This window comes from Hymenobacter artigasi, from assembly GCF_012275535.1.
Taxonomy (GTDB): domain Bacteria; phylum Bacteroidota; class Bacteroidia; order Cytophagales; family Hymenobacteraceae; genus Hymenobacter; species Hymenobacter artigasi.
Genome location: NZ_JAAVTK010000006.1, coordinates 136,251 through 162,048, shown reverse-complemented (window position 1 = coordinate 162,048; position 25,798 = coordinate 136,251). Strand labels below are relative to the sequence as shown.

The 25,798-nt window shown below is 61.5% G+C and carries 17 protein-coding genes; 7 read left to right on the top strand and 10 right to left on the bottom strand.

From position 1 onward, the window contains the following. Positions 1–44: 44 nt before the first annotated feature. Positions 45–884, top strand: a complete 840-nt coding sequence (locus tag HBN54_RS11690) for a DUF4249 domain-containing protein (protein WP_168673392.1) — start codon at positions 45–47, stop codon at positions 882–884. Between the two features lie 220 nt (positions 885–1,104). Here HBN54_RS11690 and HBN54_RS23990 read toward each other — a convergent pair whose 3' ends face one another. The 4 genes from HBN54_RS23990 to hppD all read right to left on the bottom strand — a co-directional run bounded on the left by HBN54_RS23990 (position 1,105) and on the right by hppD (position 7,090). Further along, complete coding sequence (locus HBN54_RS23990) at positions 1,105–2,376, bottom strand: porin family protein (RefSeq protein WP_168673391.1); 1,272 nt, start codon at positions 2,374–2,376, stop codon at positions 1,105–1,107. A 101-nt stretch (positions 2,377–2,477) separates the two neighbouring features. After that, entirely contained in the window at positions 2,478–4,214 is a 1,737-nt protein-coding gene (locus HBN54_RS11680) for a phospho-sugar mutase (RefSeq protein WP_168673390.1), read from the bottom strand. Positions 4,215–4,343: 129 nt separating this feature from the next. Then, positions 4,344–5,597 carry a T9SS type A sorting domain-containing protein gene (locus tag HBN54_RS11675; RefSeq protein WP_168673389.1) on the bottom strand — a complete coding sequence of 418 codons (1,254 nt, stop codon included), beginning with the start codon at positions 5,595–5,597 and terminating at the stop codon, positions 4,344–4,346. Positions 5,598–5,956: 359 nt separating this feature from the next. After that, positions 5,957–7,090, bottom strand: coding sequence for a 4-hydroxyphenylpyruvate dioxygenase (gene hppD / locus HBN54_RS11670; RefSeq protein WP_210428043.1), 1,134 nt, complete (start codon positions 7,088–7,090; stop codon positions 5,957–5,959). A gap of 164 nt (positions 7,091–7,254) precedes the next feature. Here hppD and HBN54_RS11665 point away from each other — a divergent pair, with 164 nt between their 5' ends. From HBN54_RS11665 to HBN54_RS23830, 4 genes are all read left to right on the top strand, one after another. Next, positions 7,255–7,641 carry a hypothetical protein gene (locus HBN54_RS11665; protein ID WP_168673388.1) on the top strand — a complete coding sequence of 129 codons (387 nt, stop codon included), beginning with the start codon at positions 7,255–7,257 and terminating at the stop codon, positions 7,639–7,641. A gap of 105 nt (positions 7,642–7,746) precedes the next feature. Further along, the gene (locus tag HBN54_RS11660) at positions 7,747–8,106 is read left to right on the top strand and encodes a DUF952 domain-containing protein (protein ID WP_168673387.1); all 360 of its coding nucleotides are present in this window, start codon (positions 7,747–7,749) and stop codon (positions 8,104–8,106) included. A 75-nt stretch (positions 8,107–8,181) separates the two neighbouring features. After that, positions 8,182–9,024 (top strand): hypothetical protein, encoded by an 843-nt coding sequence (locus HBN54_RS11655; RefSeq protein WP_168673386.1) that lies wholly within the window; start codon positions 8,182–8,184, stop codon positions 9,022–9,024. A gap of 72 nt (positions 9,025–9,096) precedes the next feature. Then, the gene (locus tag HBN54_RS23830; RefSeq protein WP_262888271.1) at positions 9,097–9,222 is read left to right on the top strand and encodes a hypothetical protein; all 126 of its coding nucleotides are present in this window, start codon (positions 9,097–9,099) and stop codon (positions 9,220–9,222) included. 251 nt (positions 9,223–9,473) lie between these two features. Here the strand turns inward: HBN54_RS23830 and HBN54_RS11650 are convergent, their stop codons facing one another. Further along, on the bottom strand, positions 9,474–11,390 hold the full coding sequence (locus tag HBN54_RS11650; RefSeq protein ID WP_168673385.1) for an ABC-F family ATP-binding cassette domain-containing protein: 1,917 nt from the start codon (positions 11,388–11,390) through the stop codon (positions 9,474–9,476). A 48-nt stretch (positions 11,391–11,438) separates the two neighbouring features. Further along, on the bottom strand, positions 11,439–12,392 hold the full coding sequence (locus HBN54_RS11645; RefSeq protein ID WP_168673384.1) for a hypothetical protein: 954 nt from the start codon (positions 12,390–12,392) through the stop codon (positions 11,439–11,441). A gap of 137 nt (positions 12,393–12,529) precedes the next feature. Here HBN54_RS11645 and HBN54_RS11640 point away from each other — a divergent pair, with 137 nt between their 5' ends. Continuing rightward, a complete protein-coding gene (locus HBN54_RS11640; RefSeq protein WP_168673383.1) occupies positions 12,530–13,627 on the top strand; it encodes a Fic family protein in 1,098 nt (365 codons plus the stop codon). A gap of 56 nt (positions 13,628–13,683) precedes the next feature. Here HBN54_RS11640 and HBN54_RS11635 read toward each other — a convergent pair whose 3' ends face one another. The 4 genes from HBN54_RS11635 to HBN54_RS11620 all read right to left on the bottom strand — a co-directional run bounded on the left by HBN54_RS11635 (position 13,684) and on the right by HBN54_RS11620 (position 24,597). Continuing rightward, positions 13,684–15,087: an amidohydrolase family protein gene (locus HBN54_RS11635; protein ID WP_168673382.1), complete on the bottom strand. Its 1,404-nt coding sequence runs from the start codon at positions 15,085–15,087 to the stop codon at positions 13,684–13,686. A 323-nt stretch (positions 15,088–15,410) separates the two neighbouring features. Then, positions 15,411–17,015 (bottom strand): SulP family inorganic anion transporter, encoded by a 1,605-nt coding sequence (locus tag HBN54_RS11630; RefSeq protein WP_168673381.1) that lies wholly within the window; start codon positions 17,013–17,015, stop codon positions 15,411–15,413. A gap of 369 nt (positions 17,016–17,384) precedes the next feature. Next, positions 17,385–20,213 carry an alpha/beta hydrolase family protein gene (locus tag HBN54_RS11625; protein ID WP_168673380.1) on the bottom strand — a complete coding sequence of 943 codons (2,829 nt, stop codon included), beginning with the start codon at positions 20,211–20,213 and terminating at the stop codon, positions 17,385–17,387. Positions 20,214–20,469: 256 nt separating this feature from the next. After that, on the bottom strand, positions 20,470–24,597 hold the full coding sequence (locus HBN54_RS11620; RefSeq protein ID WP_168673379.1) for a T9SS type A sorting domain-containing protein: 4,128 nt from the start codon (positions 24,595–24,597) through the stop codon (positions 20,470–20,472). 823 nt (positions 24,598–25,420) lie between these two features. On the opposite strand from HBN54_RS11620, the gene HBN54_RS11615 reads away from it, so the two are divergent. After that, entirely contained in the window at positions 25,421–25,798 is a 378-nt protein-coding gene (locus HBN54_RS11615; RefSeq protein WP_168673378.1) for a hypothetical protein, read from the top strand.

Here is a 25,798-nt window from a genome sequence, read left to right as displayed (position 1 = left end):
GAGATGCTTCGGCTTCGCTCAGCATGACGCTCCAGATTCTCTTTATGGAAACCCCAACCCGTTTCACCCTGCGCTGCCTGGCCGCTGCCGCCACCCTGCTGCTCGCCGCGTCCTGCCAGAAAGTCATCACCCTCGACCTGCAGGCCAGCGCCCCGCGCCTGAGCATCGAAGGCAACCTGGCCGACGATGGGCAGCCCTGCACCGTGCTGCTCTCGCGCAGCGTGAGCTATACCGAAACCAACACGTTTCCGGCCGTGAGCGGGGCCGTGGTCATGCTGAGCAACGACGCGGGCGGCCTCGAAACCCTGCGCGAAACCAGCACGCCCGGCCAGTACCGGGGCAGCACCATTGTGGGCCAGCCGGGCCGGCGCTACACCCTACGCGTAGAGGCCGATGGGCAGGCCTACGTGGCCGTATCCACGCTGCCCTCGCCGGTGGTGCCGCTGGCGGGCCTGCGGGTGCAGAAATCAGCTATTGGCAGCAATATTCAGGCGCTGCCGGACTACCTGGACCCGGCCGGCACGCGTAACTACTACCTGTTCCGGCAGTACCGCAACGGCCGCCTGAACAAGAATGTCTACCTGCAAAACGACGAGTTCACCGACGGCAAGCCCAACGTGCGCGGCCTGGGCGGCGGCGGCGGCGGGGGAGGCGGCAGCACCGATGCCGACAAACTCGTGGCTGGCGACAGCCTGCGCGTAGAAATGCAAAACGTAGACGTGAACGTGTACGAATACTTCCGCACACTCAACCTGACCTTGCAGGGTGGGGGCATGGCCACGGCCTCGCCGGCTAACCCAAAATCGAACTTTACGGGCGATGTGCTGGGGTATTTCAGCGCGCATTCGGTGCGGCGGCGTACCATTCTGGTGCCGAAATTGTAATAGAAGCCAGTGACGTATGCGCCGGCCCGACCGCCCTATAGCCTGTTATGCACTGGGGCGGTCGGGATATGGCACCTACGCGCAGTTACCCGAGCGATGTGAACGATGATGAAGGGGCCTTCGTGTCCTCGTATTCGGCCCTGCCGTGGGAAGACGCGCCCGACTACAGCAGTCAGCAACGTACAGGCCGGGCGGCTCCGAATGGCGTACCAATACGGCCTTAAAATAAAATGCCCGCGTCGAGGCGGAAAGAAGTATGCTGAGGATTTTGAAAATCACTCTCCGCTGCATAGGATTTCCGCAGACCGTCGTAAAGATGGTCGACGCGTGCTTCAAGGCTGAGCAGGTGTCCGGTGGGAATTTTAAACAGCAGGCCCGCACCGGCTACAAAGCCCGCGCTGATACTTTCGGGAAGCTGGTAAGGACTTGTCTGGCTATCGTTTAGGTATACATATTTGGTCTTCAATGTAGAAGCATTACTGAAATTGAATCCGGCACAGGGCCCGGCGTTGATAAAGGCGCGTACCGGGCCGTTGGTGAGCTGGTAGCGCAGCAGAATGGGAAGCTGCAGTTGCTTATAGTCAAGGGCCAGGGTTACGGCGCGGGAGGAAGTAATGATGCTCGGACTGATTACTGCCTGCTCGAATTCATTTTTAAGCGACAGATAATTAAGCTCTATCTGGGTCGAAAACCGACTGCGGCGCTGCATATTCAGGGTCACGCCAAACTGGTAGCTTGGTTTGAAATTAACGGGGCTTGCCGATTCCGGGCCAAAATTAAACCGACTGGCGTGAAGGCCGGCCTTCACGCCAAACCGAAACACCAACGCTCCCTTTGGCTCCATCACCCGGGTGGGCTGCGCGGGTTGGCGGCAGGTATTATAGGTTTTTACCAAGTCTAGCATCCCGCGCCGACTATAGGGAAACCGCCGCCGGGTTGCTTCAGCGCCAAAATCCAGGGCCGGGCAGTCGCCCATGAGGCGGTTCAGGGTGAGCATGGCATTCTGCGGCGCTATCTCCACCAAATAAGCCGAGTCGGCGGGCTGGACATAAAACCGCAATTCGTTTTCGGCATTGGTCCCGGCATATAGGCTCAGGTAGCCCAGGGCAATGGGCCGCACGAACTCGGGCGCGCCCTTCGCGCCCACCTGCCGGCTAACCAGCACCTGCTTGTAGGGGCGGCCGTAGCCAGCGATTTCATCGGGGTTGAATTGCAGCGTGGTTTTGCCCTGCTGCAATCGGGCCGCTTCCCGCCCCGGGCGGTAAAAGCTGTTGCGAATGGTGCCGCGCAGCGTATCGCCGTTGGCTTTTACCACAAAGTCCTTTTCTTTATTCTGCGCCCGGCTGGTCAAGCCCAGCAGAGAAAAAAATATTGCAAGAAGTAGCTGTTTTTTCACTTGATAGATTGCGTGGGATGATGGTGTGCGATTGGGTAGCCAGTCACTCAAAGTAGCGCGCGCGTAGTGCGGCGGTTTTGCACAACCGGCATCCACCTGTCGAAGTGTTTGCATCGCATAAACGATTGTTTATTATTGCGATAGCAGCATTTCGGCAGGCGGATGCCAGCGGCGCAGGTCGTTTGGGTTATTGCGCGCTATTGCAGCTTCATATCCGCAATAATGGCCTTGATTTTCTCGTGGCCCAGGCGGTTGGCCAGGTCATAATCCACCACCGATTTCAGCGGCTGCTTCACGCTGAAATAGAACTTGATTTTGGGCTCGGTGCCGCTGGGGCGGGCCGAAATCTTGCTGCCGTCTTCGGTGAGGAACTGGAGTACGTTGGAGCTTTCCACGCCGGTTTCGGTGCTGAGGCCGGTGGCCAGGTCGTGGATTTTGCCGGTTTTGTAATCGCGGATTTCCACCACTTTCAGGCCCGCGATGTGAGCGGGCGGGTTGGCGCGCAGGCTGGCCATCATTTCCTGAATTTCCTCGGCACCGCGCTGGCCTTTCTTGGTGAGGGAAATCAAATCCTCCACATACAGGCCGTAGTGGGCATACATGGCCACCATTTCCTGGTAGAGCGTGCGGCCCTGGTCCTTGGCCACGGCGGCCATTTCGGCCACCAGCGCGCAGGCCGAGATGGCGTCCTTGTCGCGCACAAAATCGCCGATGAGGAAGCCGTAGCTTTCCTCGCCGCCGCCGATGTAGGTTTCCTGGCCTTCGAGGTCGCGAATCAGGCCGGCGATGTACTTGAAGCCGGTGAGCGTGCGGTAGCTCTTCACCTGGTATTCGTGGGCAATATCACCGAGAATTTCGCTGGTCACGATGGTGTACACGATGAAATCCTGCGGCGTGCTCTGGCCGGCGCGGTGCCGGGCCGAAAGCAGGTAGTTGGTGAGCATGGCGGCCGTCTGGTTGCCATTCAGCAGCACCCATTCGCCCTTATCATTTCTCACGCCCACGCCCACGCGGTCGGCGTCGGGGTCGGTGGCCAGCACAATGTCGGCGTTGGTGGCCTGGGCCTGGTCGAGGGCCAGCTGCATGGCGCTTTTCTCCTCGGGGTTGGGCGACTGCACGGTGGGGAAGTTGCCGTCGGGCGTGGCCTGAGCCTGCACCACGTTCACATTGGTGAAGCCAAACTCGCGCAGCAGGCCGGGCACCAGCGTAATGCCCGAGCCGTGAATGGGCGTGTACACGATGTTCAAATCGTGCTGGCGCTGAATGGCGGCCGGGTCGATGCTGAGCTTTTTGGCTTCGGCGAAATATTTCGCGTCCATATCGGCTCCGATGCGGATAATCTTCGAATTATCGGCCGCAAATTTCACCTCGCTCGGGCTGGTGATTTTATTGACTTCGATAATAATATTCGTGTCGTGCGGGGCCACTACCTGCGAGCCATCGTTCCAGTACACTTTATAGCCGTTGTACTCTTTAGGGTTGTGCGAAGCCGTTATTACACAGCCGCTTTGGCAGCCCAGCTCCCGAATAGCGAACGACAATTCGGGCGTGGGCCGGAGGCTGTCAAATAAATACACGATAATACCATTGGCCGAAAAAATACCGGCCGCTATTTCGGCAAATTGGGGGCTGTTGTTGCGGCTGTCGTGCGCGATGGCGACCTTGATTTCCTGATTGGGAAAGCTCTGCAGCAGGTAATTGCACAGGCCTTGGGTGGCCATGCCCAGCGTGTAGCGGTTCATGCGGTTGGAGCCCGGCCCCATGATGCCGCGCAGGCCACCGGTGCCAAACTCCAGGCTGCGGTAGAACGCGTCGGTGAGGGCATCGTCCTGGCCGGCGGCCTGCATATCGCGGATGGCCTGCTGGGTCTGGGCATCGTACTCGGGCGTGAGCCAGGTGCTGATGGTGTGTTGGATTTCAGGGGAGAGGGGCATGGGAGGGAATTAAGGAGGGTTGGTCAGCTCAGAAACGGCCGTAAAGGAAAGAGGTTTGGATGAAAAACCGGCACGCGGCCCCTGCGCCGGCGGGTGGAGGCCGGCAATCAGCTCACTGCCAGTACACCCCTACGGAATCTCTATTTTTCTCGAAAATGTACCGGCCTCAGCGTCAATAGTCAGCAGATACATGCCGGCTGCCACCTGCGACGTGTTTATTTCCACGGTTTTTTCGGCCGCCGCCATGCGGGTTTTGAGGATGGTGCGGCCCTGCAAATCCCGTAGCGTGAGGGCGAGGTTGCCGGGTGGGCCGTCGGCCCGCTCAAGGCGCACGCTGGGGCCGGCCGGGTTGGGGGCAATGATGAAGCCGCTCACCCGGCCGCGCCGGCTGCGGGTGCCCGTGGGCACGGCCGGGGCCAGCCAGCGGCTCGTATTGAGGGCGTATAGCCGCTGCGGCACCGTGAAAAAGGTGGTGAGGCGCTCGTTGGAAATAAACACGCGGTAGCGGTCAATAAACGAGAGGCCCTCGGCCTGGCCAATAACCAGGGCATTGGGCAGCTCAATCCGGCGCTTGTTGCCCTGCAGAAACCGGCCACCCTGAAAGTCCGACAGCAGCCACAGAAAGGTGGCCCCGTTGCTGCTGTTGTAGCCCAGCAGGCCCGCGGCCGAGCCGGCGGGGTTGATATCGGCGGCGGTAATCAGGCCGTTCACATTGAAGGTGCCTTTGAGGTGGGCAATGCACGCGCCGGGCTGCGCCGGAATGGTGTAGTACTTGGTTTGGTGGTCGGCCCAGTTCTTGGTGAAGAGGTGCAGCGAATCGTTGAAATAGAAAAATGCCTCGCAGTCGAAGTTATGGTTGTTGGTGCTGACGGGATAAGTGGTTTGGTCGGGGTAGCTGAAGGCAATTTCTTCGGCAGTCACCGAGTCAGAGGCCGCCATACCGATGGCCGATTTCAGCACCCGCAGCACCCGCAGGTCGCGCCGGTTGCCGTTGTTGTTGCCAAAATCGCCCACATACAGGTACTGGGCATCGGCGGCGATGTCCTCCCAGTCCACGTTCGGGAAATTGGTGATGCGGACCTGTTGCAGCACGTTGCCCGAGGCCGAATCGACCCGAAAGAGCACCGGCGCGTTGCCGCTGTCGTTGAACGTCCACAGCGCCTGCCCGGTGAATTGCAGCCCCGACGATTCGGGCACGGCGCTGGCCAGCGCAGCCTTGGTTACCAGCGCCGTGCTGGTGCCCGCGTACTGGCAGGAGCCGTCGTTGACGGTGGCGGTGGGGTTGAAGTTGGTGGCGCGCGGGTCGGTGCAGCCGCTTTGGGCACGGGCCGAAGCGGCCGTGAGAACCAGCATGAGCAGGAAAAAAGTAGCGGTTTTGACCATGGTCTTGAAAGCAAAACGTCATGCTTCATCTTGCGTCCGTGCAGTCGAAGCATCTCTACCGCAATAGTAACTATAGGACTTACGCACTTCCAGCCCCAGCGGGGCGACATATTGGTAGTAAGTAATTGATAATATAACATTAAAGCCCCGTAGGGGCGACACTCGCCAGGCGACTCAACGAATGCCGCCCCTACGGGGCTTTTTGTTCAACATCAGCAAGTTACTATCGATATGTCGCCCCTACGGGGCTGAAAGTGCGTAAGTCCTAAACTAATTACTTGCGCGGTAGAGATGCTTCGACTGCGCGGACGCAAGATGAAGCATGACGTTCCGGGAGCTGCCGTCGGCCAGCAGCGGGCTTACAAGTTGCCCCGCAGCGCCTGCTCGCGCTCGATGCTCTCAAACAGCGCCTTGAAATTGCCTTTGCCGAAGCTCTTGGCCCCTTTGCGCTGGATGATTTCATAGAACACCGTGGGCCGGTCCTCCACGGGCTTGGTGAAAATCTGAAGCAGATACCCTTCCTCGTCGCGGTCCACCAGCAGGTTCAGGGCTTTCAGCGAATCCAGGTCCTCGTCAATCGCGCCGATGCGCTCCAGCAGGTCCTCGTAATAAGCGCCGGGCACGCTCAGGAACTCCACGCCGCGGCGGCGCAGCTCGGTCACGGTCGCACGGATGTCGCTGGTGGCGATGGCGATATGCTGCACGCCGGGCGAGTGGTAGTAGTCGAGGTATTCCTCAATCTGCGACTTCTTCTTGCCTTCGGCGGGCTCGTTGATGGGGAATTTTACGTAGCCGTTGCCGTTGGAAACTACCTTGCTCATCAGGGCCGAATACTCGGTCGAAATGTCTTCGTCGTCGAAGGTGAGCAGCAGCTTGAAGCCCATCACGTCCTCGTAAAACTTCACCCACTGGTTCATTTCGCCCCAGCCCACGTTGCCCACGCAATGGTCGACGTGCAGCAGGCCCACCGGCGCGCCCTGCGGCACGAGGCTGCTTTTGGCCACGTAGCCGGGCATAAACGGACCGCTGTAGTTGGTGCGCTCCACGAAGGTGTGGATGCTTTCGCCATAGGTATAAATGCCCGATAGCGTTACGCTGCCGTGCTCATCCTCAATGGTATAGGGCTCGAAGGCCGATTTGGCGCCGCGCTTGGTGGTTTCTTCCCACGACTGGCGGGCATCGTCCACCCACAGGGCCATCACCTTCACGCCGTCGCCGTGCTGGGCTACGTGGCGGGTAATCTCAGAATCGGGCAGGAGGGAAGTAGTGAGCACGAGGCGGATTTTGCCCTGCTGCAGCACGTAGCTGGCGCGGTCGCGCAGGCCCGTTTCGGGGCCGGCGTAGGCCACCAGCTCGAAGCCAAACGCCGCCTGATAAAAGTAGGCCGACTGCTTGGCGTTGCCGACGTAGAATTCGACGTAATCGGTGCCTTTGAGGGGAAGGAAATCCTGGGCGGGCTGGGCCAGCACTGCCGGCGAGGTCATGGTTTGCATGGGTGGGAAGGGAAAATTGGCGGGGTGAATGACTGGGTAAAAATACGGCTTTCATTGGTTTGGGGCGACAATTGGCTAAAACCAGCCCAAACCCGGAGCCCCAACGGCGCGCGTTTAGCAAATCATTCCCATTTTTGTGCCCAATCATCTGCCTTAGCGCCCCCATGAATACCGAAGAACTGAACCTCGCCCTCGTGGCCCTGATTGAAAAAAAGGCCGAGCTGCACACCCTTAAATACGACGACGCCCGCTACGACGAAGTGGAAGAAGCCCTGCACGACCTCGAAGACGACTTCAACGACGAGTACGGCGACTTCCTGGAAACGGCGCTCGACAAAGTGCACACCGACCTGAAATCGGACACTGACGTGCTGCTGCCCACCGCCTACCTGCCCAGCAACCCCGGCTCCACGCCCACGCCCAAAGAAGGCGTGTGGGTTGATTCGGAGAAATACCCCGGCAAGGAAGCCCGCATCACGCTGATTCCGAACCCGGTACGCATCATGCTCACCGTGGGCAAGCAGGTGCAGCAGGAGCTGTGGAAAGCGTAGGCTTTGAATTATAAATTATGAATTATAAATTATAAATTTGCGCAGCAAGCATTTGATGGCTGAACCCCATTTATAATTTATAATTCAAAATTTATAATTTGCAAAATGCTTTATCGTCTCGCCGAGCCTGCCGACTGGCACCATGCCCAGCAAACCGGCTTTTTCGCCAGCGCCGACCTGGCTGCCGAAGGCTTTATTCATTCCTCCGAGCAGCACCAGATTCTTGAAACGGCCCGCCGGTACTATACCGGGCGGGCCGATTTGCTTTTGCTGGAGTGGGACGAAGCCGCCCTGGCCGCCGCTGGCGTGCGCGTGGAGCGCGAGTGGGTGGCGGGCCGGCAGCAGCATTTTGCCCACGTATTCGGGCCGGTGCCTTTGGCTGCGGTGCGCCGCCACTGGCCTTTGGAGGCCGGTGAGGGCGGTGATTTTCAGCTCCCGACGGCACTGCGTACTTTGGGGGAATAATTTTCCGGCGCCGTGCAACCATGCCCGGACCGGGCGCATCTTCCGTTCGGAAGCTTTCACTAAGTCGTCAGTTTTATGCTGCCTTTTTACATTCGTTCGTTGCGCTGGCTGGCGCTTGCCGGGCTGGCTACGGCTTGCGCGCCCACCTATCAGCTGGGGCTGAAACCCACCCGGGCCACCGGCCTTTTCGTCGAAGGCCGCGAACAGGCTCAGGCCGTGGCCGACAGCGTGGAAGTGCGCCTGAGCTTTGTGTGCTACGAGCCCACGCGGGTCGTTTTCGAGGCCGAATACCGCAACCCCACTCGCCACGCGCTGGTCGTGGACCCGGCGGCCTTCCAGTACGAAGCCAGCCGGGTAACCACTGCCACGGATGACTTAAAGGGCCGCCGCCCCAAGCCGCTGCCGGGCACCGAAGTAACGGCGGCCGTGGCCGCTGCCAGCCTGGCCCTGCCGCTGCCCCCGCTGCCGCCCACCGCCGTGGCCGCCTTCGACCCCGAACCCGAAATCACGATGTTGCACGCCACTGCCGATAAGGAAGCGGCTAAAGCCGCCCGCGTCGACTGGCTGGGCGTGGCGCTGACTACGGCCAGCCTCGTTTCTACGGTGGTTAGCATCAACCAGCGCGAAACTGTGGCGCAGTACCAGAGCCGCGCCGCCATTCAAAATGCTGCCGTAGTCTACAACGTTGTTTCAACGGCCTCCAAAGTTGAGCATGCCGTGACCGCCGAGGTACTGCAGCAGCGTGCGGCTCACCTCCAGGAATATGCCCTGCGCAAAGTCACCCTCGCGCCCGGCCAGCAGGTGCGCGGCTACCTCTATTTTCCGCGCTACGACGCCGCCGATGGCCTGGTCGTGAAGGCCCCGGTAGGAAGCAGCATGGTGCCGCTGGAGTTCGCCCAGGTGCGCAAACGGCAATAGTAAATAATTGCTGAATGCCATAGCGTTTACCGTACCTTTCGATTCCTTTCCACTCTTAACTCCTTTACTGCTATGCAAACATCGCCTTCTACCTGGCTGATTGAAAGCGCCCGCCATCAGAAAAAATCTCAACGAAACGGATTAATAATAAGCGGCCTATTGGTTGCCGCCGCCGTGTTAGTTCAGCTGTTTGGTTAAAAACAATAGCCCCGGCAACTTGCCGGGGCTATTGTTTTTATGAGGCATTGGCTTATTACTGACTACCTACTTAGAGCAGTTTTCAGGTTCGTGTACACGTAGCGCGAACTTTGTAGTTCGCGTCCCCGCGCCGTCAGCGTAGTTCTAACGGCGCGGGGACGCGAACTACAAAGTTCGCGCTACTGCCTGCTGGCCTCCTAAGTTGTACACAATCCCGAAAACTGCTCTAATGAGCCGGTTTGGGGTGGCGTTTACCCGAGGTCGGCCAGTTCCAGCCACCGTTCTTCCTTCTCGCCCAGCTCTTTTTCAATGGCCGCTAACCGCGCGCCCCAGGCGGCGAAGTCCTGCGGCGAGCCACTGCCGCCGTTCAGCTTGGCGGTGATTTCCTCCTTCTCAGTTTCCAGCATCGCCATGGCTTTTTCGAGCTGCTCGTACTCTTTCTTCTCGGCGAAGGTGGCGCGGCGCTTGGCGGGCGAGGGGGCTACGGCCGTGCTCACGGCTACCGGCGCGGCTAGTTTGGCGGCGGCGCGGGCGGCTTTGGCGGCTTTTTCTTCTTCAACCAGAGCGGCTTCGGTTTCGCGCTCTTCGAGGTAGTCGCGGTAGTCGGTGTAGTTGCCGGGGAAGTTGAGAATGGCCCCGCCGGGCTCGAGCACGAAGAGGTGCTCGGCGAGGTGGTCGAGGAAGTACCGGTCGTGGCTCACGATGAGCAGGCAGCCGGTGAAGTGCATCAGGAAGTCTTCCAGGATGTTGAGCGTGCCCAGGTCGAGGTCGTTGGTGGGCTCGTCGAGAATGAGGAAGTTGGGGTTCTTGATGAGCACGCGCAGCAGCTGCAGGCGGCGCTTTTCGCCGCCGCTCAGCTTGCTTACCAGCGTGTACTGCTGGGCGGGCGGGAACAGGAATAGGTTGAGGAACTGGCTGGCGGTGAGCACGTCGCCGTTGGCGAGCTCCACTACTTCGGCCACTTCCTTCACGATGTCGATGACGCGCTGGGTGGGGTCGAATTCCAGCTCGGTCTGGGTGTAGTAGCCGAACACGGTGTTGGTGCCCACCTCAATGGTGCCGCTGTCGGCCTGGAGCTTGCCGGTGAGCATGTTCATGAGCGTGGATTTGCCCACGCCGTTGGGGCCGACGAGGCCAATCCGGTCCTTTTTCTTGAACACGTAGTTGAAATCGTCGAGCACGGTAAGGTCGCCAAATTTCTTGGTCAGGTTGTGGGCTTCGATGATTTTGCCGCCTTGGCGGGTGGTTTTCACGCTCAGCTCAATCTGCTGCTTGTTGAGGTTGGTGCTGGCCTTTTCCTTGGTGACGTAGAAGGCGTCGATGCGGGCTTTTTGCTTGGTGCCGCGGGCCTGGGGCATGCGGCGCATCCAGTCGAGCTCCTTTTTGAAGAGCTGGCGGGCCTTCTCCACTTCCACGGTTTCGCGCATTTCGCGGTCGGCCTTTTTCTCCACGAAATAGGCGTAGTTGCCCTGGTAGCGGTACATCTGGCCCTTGTCGAGCTCCACGATTTCATTGGCCACCTTGTCCAGAAAGTACCGGTCGTGGGTCACCATCAGCAGGGTGAGGTTGGGCGAGTTCAGGCGGTTTTCGAGCCACTCGATGGTAGCCAGGTCCAGGTGGTTGGTGGGCTCATCGAGCAGCAGCACGTCGGGCTCCTCAATGAGGACGCGGGCCAGGGCCACGCGCTTGCGTTGCCCGCCCGAGAGCATGCTCACGTTGCGCTGGAGCAGTTCGCCGAGGATGCCCAATTTGCCTAGTATCTGCTGCACCTGGGCTTCGTAGTCCCAGGCGTTCAGCGAATCCATGCGCTCCAGCACGCGCTGGAGGTCGTCGGGCTTGTGGTTTTCGTCGTTGATGACGTGCTCGTACTCCTGGATGGCCTTGAGCGTGTCGTTCTGGCTGGCGAAGATGGTTTCTTCCACGGTCAGGCTTTCGTCGAACACGGGCTGCTGGCCCAGGTACGTCACGCGGATGCCCTTGCGCACGCTCACCGAGCCGGTATCGGGGTTTTCGAGGCCGGCCAGCACGCGCATGAGCGTGGTTTTGCCGGTGCCGTTGATGCCCACAAAGGCCACGCGCTGGCCCTGTTGCAGGCCGAAGTTGAGGTTTTGAAACAGCCAGCGGTCGGCGTAATTCTTCGAGATGTTCTCGGCGGATAACAGGTTCATAGGCCGCAAAGGTACGGCCGGAGCGGGCGGGGGCTTTTGCCCTCACCGTTAATTTCGGCTTTTCCGAATTAACGTGTAGCGCAAGCGCCCGCGTTGACGCTTATAAGTAGTGGTATCATCATGCACGGTGTATAGCCGGATGGTATCACCATTTGCAGCAAAGGCAAATTCGGCTTGCGTTTTCTTGTAGATATCTAAAAATACGGTGTCGAGTTCGTGGAATGGTCCTTCGAAGTCAGTATTTACCTGATACGTTTTGTACCCTGGCAAACCCTGCACGTTTCCATCTGCCGTGAAATGCACGGAAGAAACACGGCCGGTAGAATCGTTCATTGAATGAGTTCCAGCAAAAGACAAACCGTTGACAAAACGAGATAATGGGATTTGAAGCGGTGGGCTTTGCAGGGCTGCACCCGCGCCCGAGGAGCCGCGTAACCGCTGAAATGCAGTAGTTGTAACACGTCCCGTTTTTTTATTTCGTTGGTCGAGATACAATAGCGTATCTGCATTATGAATTTGGTGTCGAAAGCTTATTTCAAGCAGGTCATCTCCAATTTCCTCGGCATTAGACGTAGTGGGCCATGAATTAGCTGCTGTGCTCTTTCGCAGGTGAACATAGCGCAACGGAAGTCCTTCATGATTGGCAGCGCCTATTGCGACAGCCATACTGTCGCCTTTAAAAGATAGTGAGTCAATCAGTATTTCCGTGATGCCGCTAGTGTCCCAATGCCCTTGTGCTCGCCGGGGCGAACGGGTTTTTTGCAAATAAGCGGCGTATGTTGTGTTTAGCCATGCGCCACCCAAAAGTGGCCGCATCTGCTGGGTAATAGCGTCGGCTGCTGAAGTGACTGGTGTAGCCGCCGGGCGAGGCGAAGTCACTGAATCAATAGCGGTATGTGGCTTGGTAACACTTTGCGCTGTGTCAGTCGATTTGTCTTGGCAGCCAGTCAGCAGAAATAAGCTCAGAAACGAGATTCGAGCCTGTTTAGAAAGGAAATGCATGATGCAAAGTAAGCATTCCTGATTCTTTGAATCTTAAGCCCCTGCCGCGGCGCCCGACACGCCCCGTCGCGGCGGGGGTGCAGGACCGATGCGGAGAATAACCCCTATATTCACCGCATAACCTGCGGAGAATACCCATGTACATCTATGAGCGCCCCGAGTGGCCCCATTTCACCTGGCAGCATGAGCAACTGGAGCTGCTGCTGGGCGCAGTGCGGCACCAGCAAGGGCGCGTGTTAGGGCACATGGAGGCGCTCGACTTCTCGGCGAAAGCGCAGGCAACGCTCCAGACGCTGACGCTGGACGTGCTGAAATCCAGTGAAATAGAAGGGGAGGTGCTGGCGGCCGACCAAGTGCGGTCGTCGCTGGCGCGGCGGCTGGGGCTGGACGTGGGCGGGCTGGTGCCAGCCGAGCGCCGCGTGGACGGCGTGGTGGAAATGCTGCTCGATGCTACCCAGGAATTCAAGGAGGAACTGACGGCAGAGCGACTGTTCGGCTGGCAGGCGGCGCTGTTTCCAGCAGGCCGTAGCGGCTTGCAGCGCATTGTGGTGGGCGCGTGGCGCACCGGGCGCAAGGGGCCGATGCAGGTGGTTTCGGGCGCGGCCGGGCGGGAGCAAATCCATTTTGAGGCCCCCGACGCGGGTGTGGTGGAAGCGGAAATGGCGCGGTTCCTGGCGTGGTTCAATGGCCCGGCGGGGCTGGATGCGGTGCTCAAAGCGGCAGTGGCGCATCTGTGGTTCGTCACCATTCACCCGTTCGAGGACGGCAACGGGCGGCTGGCGCGGGCCATCACCGACTTGCAGCTGGCGCGGGCCGATGGCACGGCGCAACGCTTCTACAGCCTCTCGGCCCAAATCCGGGTCGAGCGGGCGACGTATTATGCGCAACTGGAAGCGGTGCAAAAGGGCGGCCTCGATATTACGGCGTGGCTGGAATGGTTTCTGGGCTGCCTGGGCCGGGCGCTGGCGGCTACGGAACATACCTTGGCGCAGGTGCTGGCCAAGGCCCGGTTCTGGGAGCGGCACGCGCCCCGGCAGTTCAATGCCCGGCAGCAAAAGCTGCTCAACCTGCTGCTCGATGGCTTCGAGGGCAAGCTCACTTCCTCGAAGTGGGCGGCCATTGCCAACTGCTCGCAGGATACGGCCTCGCGGGATATTCAGGCGCTCACAGAGCAGCAGATTCTGGTGAAGGAAGCGCCCGGTGGGCGCAGCACGGCTTACCGGCTGGCGGAGTAGCCCCTGCCGCAGCTGCCGACACGCCCCGTCGCGGCGGTGGCGCAGCCCGGCACCGATTATTTCCCAGCCGCTACCTGCTTCAGATGGTTCTGCAGTTTATCCAGGGCCTGCCGTGAGAAGTACTGCCCGTCGGCCAGCACGCCCACGATGCGCTGGGTGTTGGTGATATCGGCGAGCGGGTTGGCGCTGAGCAGCACGAGGTCGGCCAGGCGGCCGGCCTGTACGGTGCCGAAATCGGCCTCCTGCTTGAAAAACTTTGCCGGGTTCAGGGTGGCGGTTTGCAGGGCTTCGAGGGGCGTGAAGCCAGCCGCTACGAAGCGCTGCAACTCCAGGTGCAGGCTGGCTCCGGGAATCAGGTCGACGCCCGCCGGGGTGTCGGTGCCGGCCAGGAAGCCTACGTGCGCCGCTTGCAGCTTGCGCACCAAGTCGAGCTCGTGGGTGACGAAGCGGGCGCGCACCGGCAGCGGCTCGGTATCGAGGGTGCGGGCAATGTTGGTTTGGGCCTTGGGCCAGCGCTGCGCCACCCAGCTGTGGCCGGCGTAGGCCAGGTCGGGGTCTTTGCGCCAATCAATGGAATCGACCAGCCACTGGCCGCGCTCCCAGAACAGGGTGGGGCATTGCCACACCTGCGGGTGCGCCGCCAGCTGCCGGATAATGGCGGCTTCGCGGGGGGCATCGTAGGTGGCCAGCAGCCGGCCGGGTGATTTCTCCTGGCCGGCCACGTAGGCGTCCTCGGCCGTCGAGCTGGCTTCAAAAATGCCAATCAGATGCTCGAAGGAGCGTTGGCCCGCCGTGAGGGCTTCGGTGGCCCGCACGGCGTCGGGTACGTGGCCGTCCAGGGCAAGGCCGACTTTTCGGGCTTCGGCCGCGATGGCGAAATAGGCCTCGCGGGGCACCAGCGACTGCACTTTAATGAAATCGACGCCCCGCGCTTTGAGGCGGTCCACCGCCTGGCGGCCATCCTCCGGCGTGGCAATGGCGATGGAGGCCTTGTAGGGCGATTTCGGGCCGTCCAGCATGGGGCCGCTCACCACCAGGCGCGGTCCGAGCAAGCGGTGCGCGGCTACGTCGGCCCGGGCTTTCAGTATCGAATCCAGCTCGCTGCCCATGTCACGGATGCCGGTGATGCCGTTGGCCAGCAGCAGGGGCAAAATCAGGTTGGTACCGGCGGCGGCCGTCCCGTCGAAGTAGATGTGGGTGTGCATGTCCCACAGCCCCGGGATGAGGTATTGGCCGGTGGCATCGACCACTTTGCCGACCTGGGGATTGACGCGGGCCGAAGGGCTCACCCGGGCAATGCGTTTGCCGGTGATAACCACCGTCATGTCGGGTCGGATGGTGCCCGTGGCCACGTCCACTACGTTGGCGTGCACCAGGGTCAGCTGTTGGGCCCGCGCCGCGCCGGACGCGAAAAGCAGGGCGATGCAAAGGCGTTTGGCGAATCGGATAGCGGCAGGCATAAGGGAGATGAGGGAAATCAAACAAGCACCAAGTAAGCTCATTGACTGGCTCGAAGTTAGGTCGCGCATGGCCAGACCCCGCCCACGCTGCGTAGGAGCGGCGGCGCGGACAGCGCGGGGCAACCTACCCAAGGCGTTTTACCCTTCAGCCCGTAATGCCTGCAGCGGCCGTTGCCACTTTCCGTAGCGGCAGTGGCGACGAGGACCAAATGCGGAGAATAACGGAGTCCGAAAGGAGCAAAGCCGCGTAGCGGCGACAGATTCGTGTGGGGCTTCCCCGCATTTCTGCCACCGCTACGCGGCTACCTAGTAACCTGGCCTGACTATTTCAGCGCCACTTGCTCGATGCCCAGCAGCTCCAGCGTGATGCGCCGCGAAGGAGCCAGCAGGCGGAATTCCTCGATGGCTTCGAGCACGTCGTGGTCGATTTCTACGGTTTGGGTGCCGTCGAGCACGACGTGGGCACCGGCCGATAGGTTATGCAGCTCGCTGATGATGCCGGCTTTGTTGAGGAAGGACACATGCTCGGCCAGGCGCAGGTACACGGTGCCGGGGGCGTGCGCGGGCAGGTGGTGATGCAGGAAGTAGCCCTGCTTGGCATTGGCTTTAAGGATAAAGAAGATGCCCACCACCAGGCCCAGCCCCACGCCCTTGAGCAAATCCAGAAACAGAATGGCCAGGATGGTCACGATGAAGGGCAGGAAGTGCATCCAGCCCAGCCGCCACTGCCGTAGGTAAAGGGCCGGCCTGGTGAGCTTGTAGCCCACGATGAGTAGCACCGCCGCCATGGCCGAGAGCGGAATCAGGTTGAGCACCTGCGCCAGAAACAGCAGGCTCACCAGCAGCAGCACCCCGTGAATGAAGGCCGAGAGGCGGGTTTGGGCGCCGGCATCCAGGTTGGCCGACGAGCGCACGATAACGGCCGTCATGGGCAGGCCGCCCAGCAGGCCGCTCACGATGTTGCCCACGCCCTGGGCCAGCAGCTCGCGGTTGAGCGGCGTCTGGCGGTGCTGCGGGTCGAGCTTATCCACGGCTTCCACGCTGAGCAGGGTGGCCAGCGAGGCCACCACGGCAATGGTAAGGCCGACCAGGTAAACGTCCGGGTTCAGGAAATCGCGGAAGTTGGGAAACATCAATTCGCCCACCAGCTCGCTGGGCGACGACACCACCGGCAGGTGCACCAGGTGCTCGGGCCGCACGGCCAGAGCGGGCGAGAAATGGCCCAGCAACTGGTTGAGTCCAATGGCCACCACCACCACCACCAGCGCCGCCGGTATGCGCCGCAATGGCCCAAACCGCTGCCGCCAGGGCCGGTCCCAGACCAGCATGAGCAGCAGCGACACGGAGCCCTCCAGCGTCGCGCTGGGACTCAGGTGCCGCAACGCCGACACAATGGCCGAAAACGTGTTCTGCCCATCGGCCTGGTAGAAAGTGCTGTCCTCGAAGTAATCACTGTCGGCCCCCATAAAATGGGGTATCTGCTTCATTATCAGAATCAGGCCAATGGCGGCCAGCATGCCGCGAATAACGCCCGACGGAAAATATAGCCCGATAATCCCCGCCTGCGCCGCGCCCAGCAGCATCTGCACCACCCCCGCCACGATGGTAGCCGCCATCACCGCCTGAAACGAGCCCAGCGACGCAATGGCCGACAGAATAATGACCGTGATACTAGCCGCCGGCCCGCTCACGCTCAGGTGCGAGCCGCTGAGCCAGCTCACCACCACCCCACCCACAATGCCGGTAATGATGCCCGCCAGCAGCGGCGCACCCGAGGCCAGCGAAATGCCCAGGCACAGCGGCAGCGCCACCAGAAACACCACCATGCCCGCCAGCGCATCCTGCCCCAGCGTGCTGAATATGGACGAGGCCGGGGCCGGGTCGGTAGGGGGTGGGGTAGAAAATGGGGGCGATGTTTCAGGAAGCATGGAAAGGGCGGGAAAGGTGGAAATGCGCTTGGCTAAACAGCCAGGCGCAGCCAGAAAACTGCGCGGTAGGGGTTGTAATATACATTAAACAAGCAGGTAAAGTATTTTTCCAGCTGATGGGAGCACAGCGTAGTTCGCTACTGGCGCGAGTTTAGCGGAGCGTAACTCGTGACCTGCCATGATGTGGAGGCTGAGCCTCCACTGCCGCGCCAGCGGCAAGCCGGGGCCGCACCGTATTGGTGGGGCCGCGCTACCGGGCCGTTCTGATGCGAGGCACAGCCTCGCCCGGAAAGCCGGCACGAGTTACGCTCCGCTAAACTCGCGCCAGTCCGGCCAGTCCGGCGCAGCCCACTTCTCCCCTTTACAACTTTACAACCCCGCTCCCTTCGACGTTTCCAGGCCCCAGTTGCGGCCTTTTTCCACGGCGGGCACGCCGGTACTGAGCCACACGGGGGCGGGCTGGCCTTTGAGGTAGTGGTCGAAAAACTGCAGCTCGCGAATGGAGATATCCTTGCGGTTTTCGCGCTTCACCAGGTTGTGGGCCTCGCCGTTGTATTGCAGCAGCCACACGGGCTTGCCCAGGCGGCGCAGGTCGGTGAACATTTCGATGCCTTGGTACCACGGCACGGCCCCGTCGGCATCGTTCGACATGATGACCACCGGCGTCTGCACCTTGGGCAGCGAAAACAACGGCGAGTTGCGGATGTAGAGCTCGGGCTTCTCCCAGAGCGTACCGCCGATGCGGCTCTGGGTGCGCTCGTACTGGAACTGCCGGCTCATGCCCGATTCCCAGCGGATACCGCCGTAGGCCGAGGTCATGTTCACGACGGGCGCGCCGGCCCAGGCGGCGGCGTACATGTTGGTCTGGGTGATGAGGTAGGCCACCTGGTAGCCGCCCCAGCTCTGGCCCTGCAGGCCGAGGTGCGCGGCATCAACCCAATTATTCTTCTTCAATGCCTCCACGCCGGAGTTGATGTACTCCATCGCCGAGGGGCCGGGCTCGCCCACCGTGTAGCTGATGTCGGGCGTGAAAACGAGGTAGCCGTTGCTGGCAAACATCGCAATATCGAGCCGCGAGGGTGTGGGGGCGGGCGCCTGGTAGCGGTAGAGGCCATCGGAGAGCTTTTCGTAGAAGTACGAAATCATCGGGTACTTCTTCGTGGGGTCGAAATTTTCGGGCTTGTAGAGCACGCCGGTGGCGGCGTGGCCCTGCGGGGTGGTCCAGTGCACGAGCTCGGCCGTGAACCAGTTGTAGTCCTTTTGCTGGGCATTAATAGCGCTGAGCCTGGTTTCCTTTTGCAGGTCGGCGCTCACGTACACGTCGGCCGGCTGGCTTACGCTCGATTTCGTGTAGATGTAGCGGCGGGCGTTTTTGGCCTGCTCTACGTTCGAGTAGGCCATGGGGGCCATGGCCAGGCGCTCGGGGGCCTTGGTGCCGGCGAGGGGCTTGCGGTAGTAGCCCCAGGTTTTGTCCACGTCATTCTGCGTCAGCAGCAGCAGCTCCTCCTTGGGCTCGATGAACTTCTGCTTTTCTACCGGCAGGCGGTAGCGGAAGCGCAGCTTCTGCTGGCGGCCCAGGCCGGCGGTGAAGTTAGTGGCACTACCAGTTTTGGGGTTGATTTTCCAGATGTCGTACCGGTCGTAGAGCAGCACGGCTTCGTCGTTTTTGGTCCAGGCGGCCACGCCATAGGGCTCGGGGTCGGTGGGGGAGTCGTTTTCCTCGTCGGCGAAGCTCACGCCGGCTTTGCTGGTCAGGTTCACGGTCTGGCGGGTGGCCACCGAGTAGGCAAACCAGGCCTTGGCCGCGTCGTCGTACCACAGGCCGTAGTCGCCGTGGGGCGAAATCTGAAAGCGGCTCTTCGAGGCTTTCGGGTTGATGGCCACGCGCTGGCCGGTGCGGGTGGAAACCAAGTAGGCTTGCTTGCGGGTGTTGCCTTCCCACTGCATCGAGATGCGCTTGGCCGTGTCGGTGGTGGCCAGCACGTACTCGGCGTTGGTGTTGTCGGCCAGGTAGGAGTCGCGCAGGTACTCATCTTCCAGCTGCACAAACTTGTTGGCCTGCCTGGGATAGATGACGGCCAGGTAGTTGCGCTGCAAGTCTTTCTTCAGCGTCTTCAGCTGCATGGGCTGCAGGTAGTCGTCCTTGTAGTTCCAGATGTCGAGCTTGGCGTGCTCAAATTCCACCAGCGTGGTATCCTGCGGCAGCGGGTCGGGCGCGGTGCCAAAAAACAGCTTCTCGCCGTTCTCGCTGAACTGAATTTTGCCGAAGCCGCTCGGTGACCAGTTCGCCTTCAGTGCCTTGTCGCCCGGCCGTATAACAATGGCCGCCGTGTCTTTCGTAAAGTCCGAATAGTACAGGCTGAACGGCTTCACCAGTGCCTTTTCGGGGTGCTTCTCGGCCGCAAACGCCAGCTGCCGGCCCGCGTCGTCAAACGCCAGGTTTTTGTAGGTGCCCTTGCCGCTGCTCAGCTTCTTGATTGAGCCGGCGGCCACATCGAACGCGAACAGGCCCGACTGCACATCCTTGCTGCCTTTGGGGGCCAGGACGGCAAAGGCCACACGGTTGCCTGGCTTGCTCAGCTGGTAGTCGGTCACGGCCGCGAACTCGCGGCCTTTGCCCGTGAGCAGGCTCACCACGGTGAGGGGCGCACCGGCTTTGTTAGCCCCGAGCAGGCCGTCGGTGAGCTTCTTCAGCGTATCGGCCGGGGCGGTGGGTTTCGCCTCCTTCAGCGCAGGCTTGTTGCCGAGGAATGCCAGCACGGGGGCTTTCTCAGCCAGCTGCCACGACTTCACGTTGGCGTATTTGGTGAGCTTGCCGGTTTCGAGGGCAAACACGCCCAGCGAATCCTTGGGCATGTCGTCGGGCTTTTTCTTCTTGATTTTGGCCTGCCGCACCAGCGCATAAGGCGGCTTGATGGGGAAGACCACGAACTTCGAATCGGCCGAAAACGCCGCCGAGTCGCCCCGGCTGATGCTGGCCAGCGGGCGGTTATCGTAGGTTTTGAGGTAAAGCGTGCCGTCGCCCTGCTGCGGCTTCACTTGGTAGAGCACGTACTTTCCGTTGGGGCTGATTTTGGCGTTGGCCACGCTCTCCCACTTGTCATAAACGGAATGGTCGAGCGGCTTTTTGGGGGCTTGCTGGGCCAGCGCGGGCAGTTGGCAAACCAGAATGGTAAACAGGAAAATCAGCTTTGACATAGGGCAGGGGATTATGCCCAAATATACTCCAGGGCCCGGCCCGCTTCCGTGCCAAAGCACTGGCATCGGGCTGGGGCTGAGCGGGCTGAAATCAGTCCACCATTCCATCCGCGGTAAACCATGCGCCATGTCGCGGCCCGTGCTATGATTGGCACCCGTTTAATCAGCACGTCCAGGCCCTTGGTCAAGCGCACTGAAATCACAAAAAAAGGCCCTGAGGATTTCCCAGGGCCTTTTCTGCGATGCGGCAACGCGGCTACTCCCGCGTCAGCAGCAGCGACTGGCTGATGGCCCCGCCGCGCACGCGCACCATGTAGGTGCCAGCGGCCAGCGGCTGCAAATCGAGCGGGTGCTGGCCGGCACCGGGCAGGGTGTATAGCGCCACCTGGCGGCCGGTCAGGTCAAGTATCTGCACCGAATAGTCGCCGGCGGGCAGGCCGCTCAGGTCGAGCGTGGCCGAGATGCCGGCCGGGTTAGGATATACCGTAGCGGCACTTTGCGCCCCAAACACGACCACGCGCACCGGCGAGTAGCTGGTGGTGCCATCGTAATCGACCTGCCGCAGGCGGTAGTATACCGACTTGCCGGTGGCCACGGCGCGGGCCGCGCCTGCATCCGTAAACTCATAGTCGTTGGGCCTGGTGCTTTCGCGCTGGCTGCGTACGGAGCCGATTTCGGCAAAGCGCTGGCCGTCCAGGCTGCGCTCTACCACGAAACGGTCGCTGTTGTGCTCGCTGGCGGTCAGCCACCGGAGCTGCGCGTCGGCGCGGGCGGCTACGGCCGTGAAGCGAACCAGCACCACCGGCAGCGGGGCCTGAATGGTCACGTTTTCGGGGGTGCCCGCGCCGCCGGCGTAGTTGCTGCCGATGGCAGTGCCCTGGCTGGTGTCGGTGCCGCCGGCGTAGTTTTCGCCGGGCTGCACAGTGGCCGTGGCCACGGACGTGCGTAGCGGGTTGTCATAGCTCACCGTGGCCGAGGCGCGATACGCCACGCCGTTCAGGGCCGTGGCATCAATCGTGGCCCGGAAAGTGAGTGCGAGCCGCGCCCCGGCCGGGATACTGAAGCCGCTGAATACTGGCTGGCTGACACCACTGGCGGGCAGCGTGAAGCCGGTAGGGGTGGAGGTGCTGCCGTCGGCCAGGGTGAGCGTGGCGGTGGGCTGGTAGGTGCCGTCGTACTTGAACAGGTTGTTGCGCAGGCTGCCCAGTACGCTGACGCCCGTGGCCGTACCACCGGTATTAGAGATATTGAGGACATAAAGCGCCGGATTCACCGGTCCGGCCGCCGCGCCGGTGCGGGTGACGTTGGGCGTAGCCGTGCTCATTGCCACCGTCAGCGCCGGCAGGCAGGCCGTGGTGCCCGAGCCGCTGGTAAGGGCATTGGTCATGCTGACGCCCGCCGTGCCCGCCGTGGCCCCGAAGGCATTGGTGGTGCCGCCGGTGGTGCCGTTGGCCCCACCAGCCACTGACGCCGCCGCCACCGTGCCATCGGCCAGAATAACGCCGCCCCCGCCGCCGCCCCCGGGGCCGAAGGCCGCGCCGCTCATGTTGGCATTGCCGCCGCGCCCGCCGCGGGCCGCCACCGTGAGGTTGCTCAGCGTGGTGGCGTTGCTCACCAGCAGCAGCACCGAGCCGCCCGCGCCGCCGCCGCCGGCCCCGTCGAGGGTAGTGGTGGCCGCGCCCAGGCCGTTGGCCCGCACCGCGCCGGTGCCGGCAATGGCCCCCGTGCGCAGCATGATGATGCCGCCGCCGCTGTTGCCGCCGCTGGCCAGCCCGTTGTCGTTGGCCACGCCGGCCCCGCCGCCGCCGCCCATCGTTAGCCGGCCCTGCGAAGCGCCGAAGGCCGCCCCGCCAATACCCTGGGCGTTGTCGCTCACGTTGCCGGCGTAGCCGTTGCCATAGCCGCCGTCGCCGCCTTCGCCGCCATTGGCCCCGCCGCCGCCGCCGGTGTTGCGGGCGTTGTTGCTGGGCAAGAGGTCGGTGCCGCCGCCGCCGGCGTTGCCGGGCGCGCCCCGGCCGTTGCTGCCGTTGCGGTAGCCCTGTAGTATGGTGCTAATAAGTGACGTGTAGCCACCGTTAACATACGTAGGCGTACCGGCGGTGCCTTCGCCCTTGGCTCCGCCCGTGCCCAGAGTTGTGAGGCTGCTCAATTGGTTGAAATCGGTGTTAGCGAATGCTGTGCTAACCGTCCCGCTGTAAAGCTTGCCACCCCCTCCGCGGAAGCCCCGGCCGGTCATGGTCAGGCGGGCATTGGCGCCGAAGGTGGTGCGGCCGGCCACATCGAGGGCCAGCACGCCGCCCGCGCTGCCGTTCCAGGCGGCACCCGCTACCGAGTCGGCTACGGCCAGGGCCGAGTACTGCGGCACCCGGATTACCTGGAAGCGTCGCTGCCCGGTGGGGTTGCTGCTGGCGTTGAAGTCGAGGTTATCGTAGGCATTGCCCAGGGCCTGGTTCAGCGTGAGGATGCCGCCGGTGGTACCCACGGCGCTGGTAGCCACCGCGTATTCGTAGAGGCCGGCCGTGAACTGGTCGCCGCTGCCGGTCAGGTTGCCCTTGCCCTGGCTGCCGCCGTTGCCGTAGCTGGCGGCATTTGTGGTGTTCAGCGAGGCCCCCTGCATCTGCATCACCAGTACCAGGTCGCCGGCCGCGATGGGCGTGGTGCTGGCTCCGGTGCCAGTCAGGGCCGGCCCCAGCGTGATGCTGGTGGTGCCGCCCACGGTGGTAGTCAGCAGGCCCGGAAAGTATGTATTAGGGGCTGAGGTGGCGCCCAGGCTGGCCACGCCATCGTTGCCGGGGGTGGCGCACACGCCGCCCACGTTCACCAGGCCGCTTATCAGGGTTGTAATGGCGGCCGTGTTGTTGGCGCTCACCGGGTCGGGCTCGGTGGCGGTGTTGGCGGTGGTGCCCGTCACCGACCCGGTGGCCGGGGCCGTGAAGCTGACCGTGTTCGTCACCGGGACGCCGCCCGCCGCCAGATTGGCAATGGCCCCAAACGTGACGAGGCCGGAGCCCGCCGCGTAGCTGCCGCTACTCACCACCACGCCGGTCAGGCCGGTGGGCAGCTGCAGTTTGGGTACCACATTGGTGGCCGGCAGCGAGCCCAGGTTGGCGGTGGTCATGCTGTACTGCACCTGGCTGCCGGGGGCCGTGGCCGTGGGACCACTCACGCTGTTGGCAATGTCGGCACCCCGCACAATGACCGTGATATTGGCTGGAAAGCCCGTTTCGCCCAGCACGTCGTTGGCCGTGTAGGGCACCGTGACCACCCCCGCAAACGTGCCGCTGGGGGTGAAGGTGACCACGCCCGCCGCCGTTACCACAAACGTGCCCTGGCCCGGCACCGTCAGCGTCGATTGAATGCCGGCCTGGGTGAGGTCGAGGTCGACGCTGCCCGGCGCGTAGTTGGCGTAGGAGAAAACGTCGTTGCTGAGCACGTTAATTGAAACGGCCTGATTGTAGACCGTGCTGGCCACGTCGTCGTCGAGCGTAGGCGCTTGCCGAATGGCCAGGTTGCGGATTTCGTGCACGTTGGTGCTGCCACCCGTCGAGCCCGCGAAGCCAACGCGCAGGTTGTTGGGCGGGCGGGGCACGATGAAGTTGCGCACGGCCGTGGCCACGCTGTAGCCATGCTGAATGCGTACGGTGATGCGGTAGGTGCCGTTGGTGGGCACCACATCGATGTAGGCGCGGCGGTAGTCGGCCGCGCCCGCCTGGGCCCGCACCGTGGGCACGTCGAGGGGGAAAGGCAGCGTGGGTGTGCCGGTTAGGTAAGGATACTGGGTGGTGCCGTTGCCGTTGCCCGCGCCGCGCAGGGCCACGGCGTTGGGGGTTAGCTCCGGCGTGTTGATGCCGCCCACCCGGCCTTCGGTGGCGTTGGAGTAGTTACCGAACTCATCGATGCCGATGCCGATGTAGCCGAAGGGAACCCCGTTGCTGAGCGGAGCCACCGTTTTCTGCGCATAGCCCAGCGAGCCCCCCGAGGCCCCCGGCGTAAACGAAGCCGCCGTGGTCTGGTCGGCATCCACGAGAAACACCGAAAAGCCGTCGGCCCCGGTGCCGCCGTAGGCAAAGAACTCAAAGGAGATGCTGAAGCCGTTGGGGGCCGGAAATGCGCCCTGGTCGATGGCAAAGCCCGATTGGTTGGTGGTGGCCCCGGTCAGGCGCAGGTAGCCCGCTCCGTTGGGGTCGGTGCTGGTAGCGGCCGTGAGCGTAGCCGTGCCACCCAGCGTAAAGCTCGCCGCCGTGTTGTTCTGGAATGACTCGACGCGGGGAAACTGGGCCTTGGCCGGCCGGAAATTGCCCAGCAGCAGTGCCAGCAGCAGAACCGCCCAAACGTGAATCGGCCTTAAAAGCGGCGGCCGGTGGATACAGGAAAAGTGTTTCATGTGAAAAGGATTTATTTAGTACTAAATGCAGTTGAAATGGTAGTATTGCAAATTTTACTAGCAGAAGCTGCACAAGTATATGCGTCCTAATCAATATTGCAGGTAGCTATAGGCAAAACACAATCAATAAAAAGGTAATATGCTTGTAAGCCAGTTGTAAGCTCATCTATTGAAGTAAATAGTATAAGTTTATATTTTCAATTATTTATGGTATTTACCGTTGATATTTGGCTTTATTACACGCATTTTTGACTAATATTTATATTTAATTAATATGCTTAATCAAAGAATGCTGTAATAATATTTTTTTGTTAATTCAACGATAATTTCGCTCGCTGGACGAGCAATAAGCAGCCGTGCGATTATCTGCCGCCGGTGTCGTTCTGTTGCAGCTGGTCCTGAAAGGCGCGAAATAATAACCCAGCCCAGCCCGGAAGGCGGGCGAGGATTAAGTAGGTAGTCAGTAATCAGATTTCAGCTATCAAAAAAATCAGTCAATTGATTTCTGTCTGATTACCGAGTACTTATGACTGACTACTTATGTGAAATTCCTGAAGCTCGTTCTGTAAGCGCTGGCGCCAATTGCAACCATAGGGGCGCATCTGTAAACCGTCCTCGCAACACACATACATTCTCAACAGTACTACTCCTCGACCCGAACCCTTTTCAGCGGCAGGTGGCCCAACGCATCGCAGCGGGTAACGAAGCATTGTTGGCTTGCCGCCATGCAACTAATGGGTCCCGACTGGCATCTAATTCTGCGGCGGCCTGGCCAGACACTCTTCCGCTTTGGATGGGTCAGTACCAGCTGCGCATTAGCATAATGCTGAATATTAAATTCCTGATGTTGAGTGTTTTGGTGTGGGGTGGTATTGCGCTGCCAGTCCATGGTCAAGGGCGCGATACCGCTTTTGCGGTGCACAAGCTGTTTGTGCAGCGTCGGCACGGTGCCGATGCTTTGCTGGCTGCCGCCGGCGAAATGGCCGCCTCAACCACCGTTTCGGGCGCGGTGAGCGGACTGGTGGCCGGGGCCGCCCCCGCCGCCGTGGGGCTGGTCAAGTCGGCCCGCTACAGCACGCAGCGCGAAGCCAACATTCTCAACAGCTATGCCAACGGCTGGCCCATTCCGGCCGATGTGCGCCGGAAGCTGCGGCGGAAGCACTTTCACCGCACCGTTAAGGACGTGATGCCGGGCCGCTAA

What these genes read in the sequence shown, in the direction of transcription:
- HBN54_RS11635 (WP_168673382.1), bottom strand. Translation starts at nt 15,087, where the DNA reads ATGCCTGCCGCTATCCGATTCGCCAAACGCCTTTGCATCGCCCTGCTT.
- HBN54_RS11615 (WP_168673378.1), top strand. Translation starts at nt 25,421, where the DNA reads ATGCTGAATATTAAATTCCTGATGTTGAGTGTTTTGGTGTGGGGTGGT.
- HBN54_RS11650 (WP_168673385.1), bottom strand. Translation starts at nt 11,390, where the DNA reads ATGAACCTGTTATCCGCCGAGAACATCTCGAAGAATTACGCCGACCGC.
- HBN54_RS11675 (WP_168673389.1), bottom strand. Translation starts at nt 5,597, where the DNA reads ATGGTCAAAACCGCTACTTTTTTCCTGCTCATGCTGGTTCTCACGGCC.
- HBN54_RS11660 (WP_168673387.1), top strand. Translation starts at nt 7,747, where the DNA reads ATGCTTTATCGTCTCGCCGAGCCTGCCGACTGGCACCATGCCCAGCAA.
- HBN54_RS11655 (WP_168673386.1), top strand. Translation starts at nt 8,182, where the DNA reads ATGCTGCCTTTTTACATTCGTTCGTTGCGCTGGCTGGCGCTTGCCGGG.
- HBN54_RS11620 (WP_168673379.1), bottom strand. Translation starts at nt 24,597, where the DNA reads ATGAAACACTTTTCCTGTATCCACCGGCCGCCGCTTTTAAGGCCGATT.
- HBN54_RS11645 (WP_168673384.1), bottom strand. Translation starts at nt 12,392, where the DNA reads ATGCATTTCCTTTCTAAACAGGCTCGAATCTCGTTTCTGAGCTTATTT.
- HBN54_RS11690 (WP_168673392.1), top strand. Translation starts at nt 45, where the DNA reads ATGGAAACCCCAACCCGTTTCACCCTGCGCTGCCTGGCCGCTGCCGCC.
- HBN54_RS23830 (WP_262888271.1), top strand. Translation starts at nt 9,097, where the DNA reads ATGCAAACATCGCCTTCTACCTGGCTGATTGAAAGCGCCCGCCATCAG.
- hppD (WP_210428043.1), bottom strand. Translation starts at nt 7,090, where the DNA reads ATGCAAACCATGACCTCGCCGGCAGTGCTGGCCCAGCCCGCCCAGGAT.
- HBN54_RS11680 (WP_168673390.1), bottom strand. Translation starts at nt 4,214, where the DNA reads ATGCCCCTCTCCCCTGAAATCCAACACACCATCAGCACCTGGCTCACG.
- HBN54_RS11630 (WP_168673381.1), bottom strand. Translation starts at nt 17,015, where the DNA reads ATGCTTCCTGAAACATCGCCCCCATTTTCTACCCCACCCCCTACCGAC.
- HBN54_RS11625 (WP_168673380.1), bottom strand. Translation starts at nt 20,213, where the DNA reads ATGTCAAAGCTGATTTTCCTGTTTACCATTCTGGTTTGCCAACTGCCC.
- HBN54_RS11665 (WP_168673388.1), top strand. Translation starts at nt 7,255, where the DNA reads ATGAATACCGAAGAACTGAACCTCGCCCTCGTGGCCCTGATTGAAAAA.
- HBN54_RS11640 (WP_168673383.1), top strand. Translation starts at nt 12,530, where the DNA reads ATGTACATCTATGAGCGCCCCGAGTGGCCCCATTTCACCTGGCAGCAT.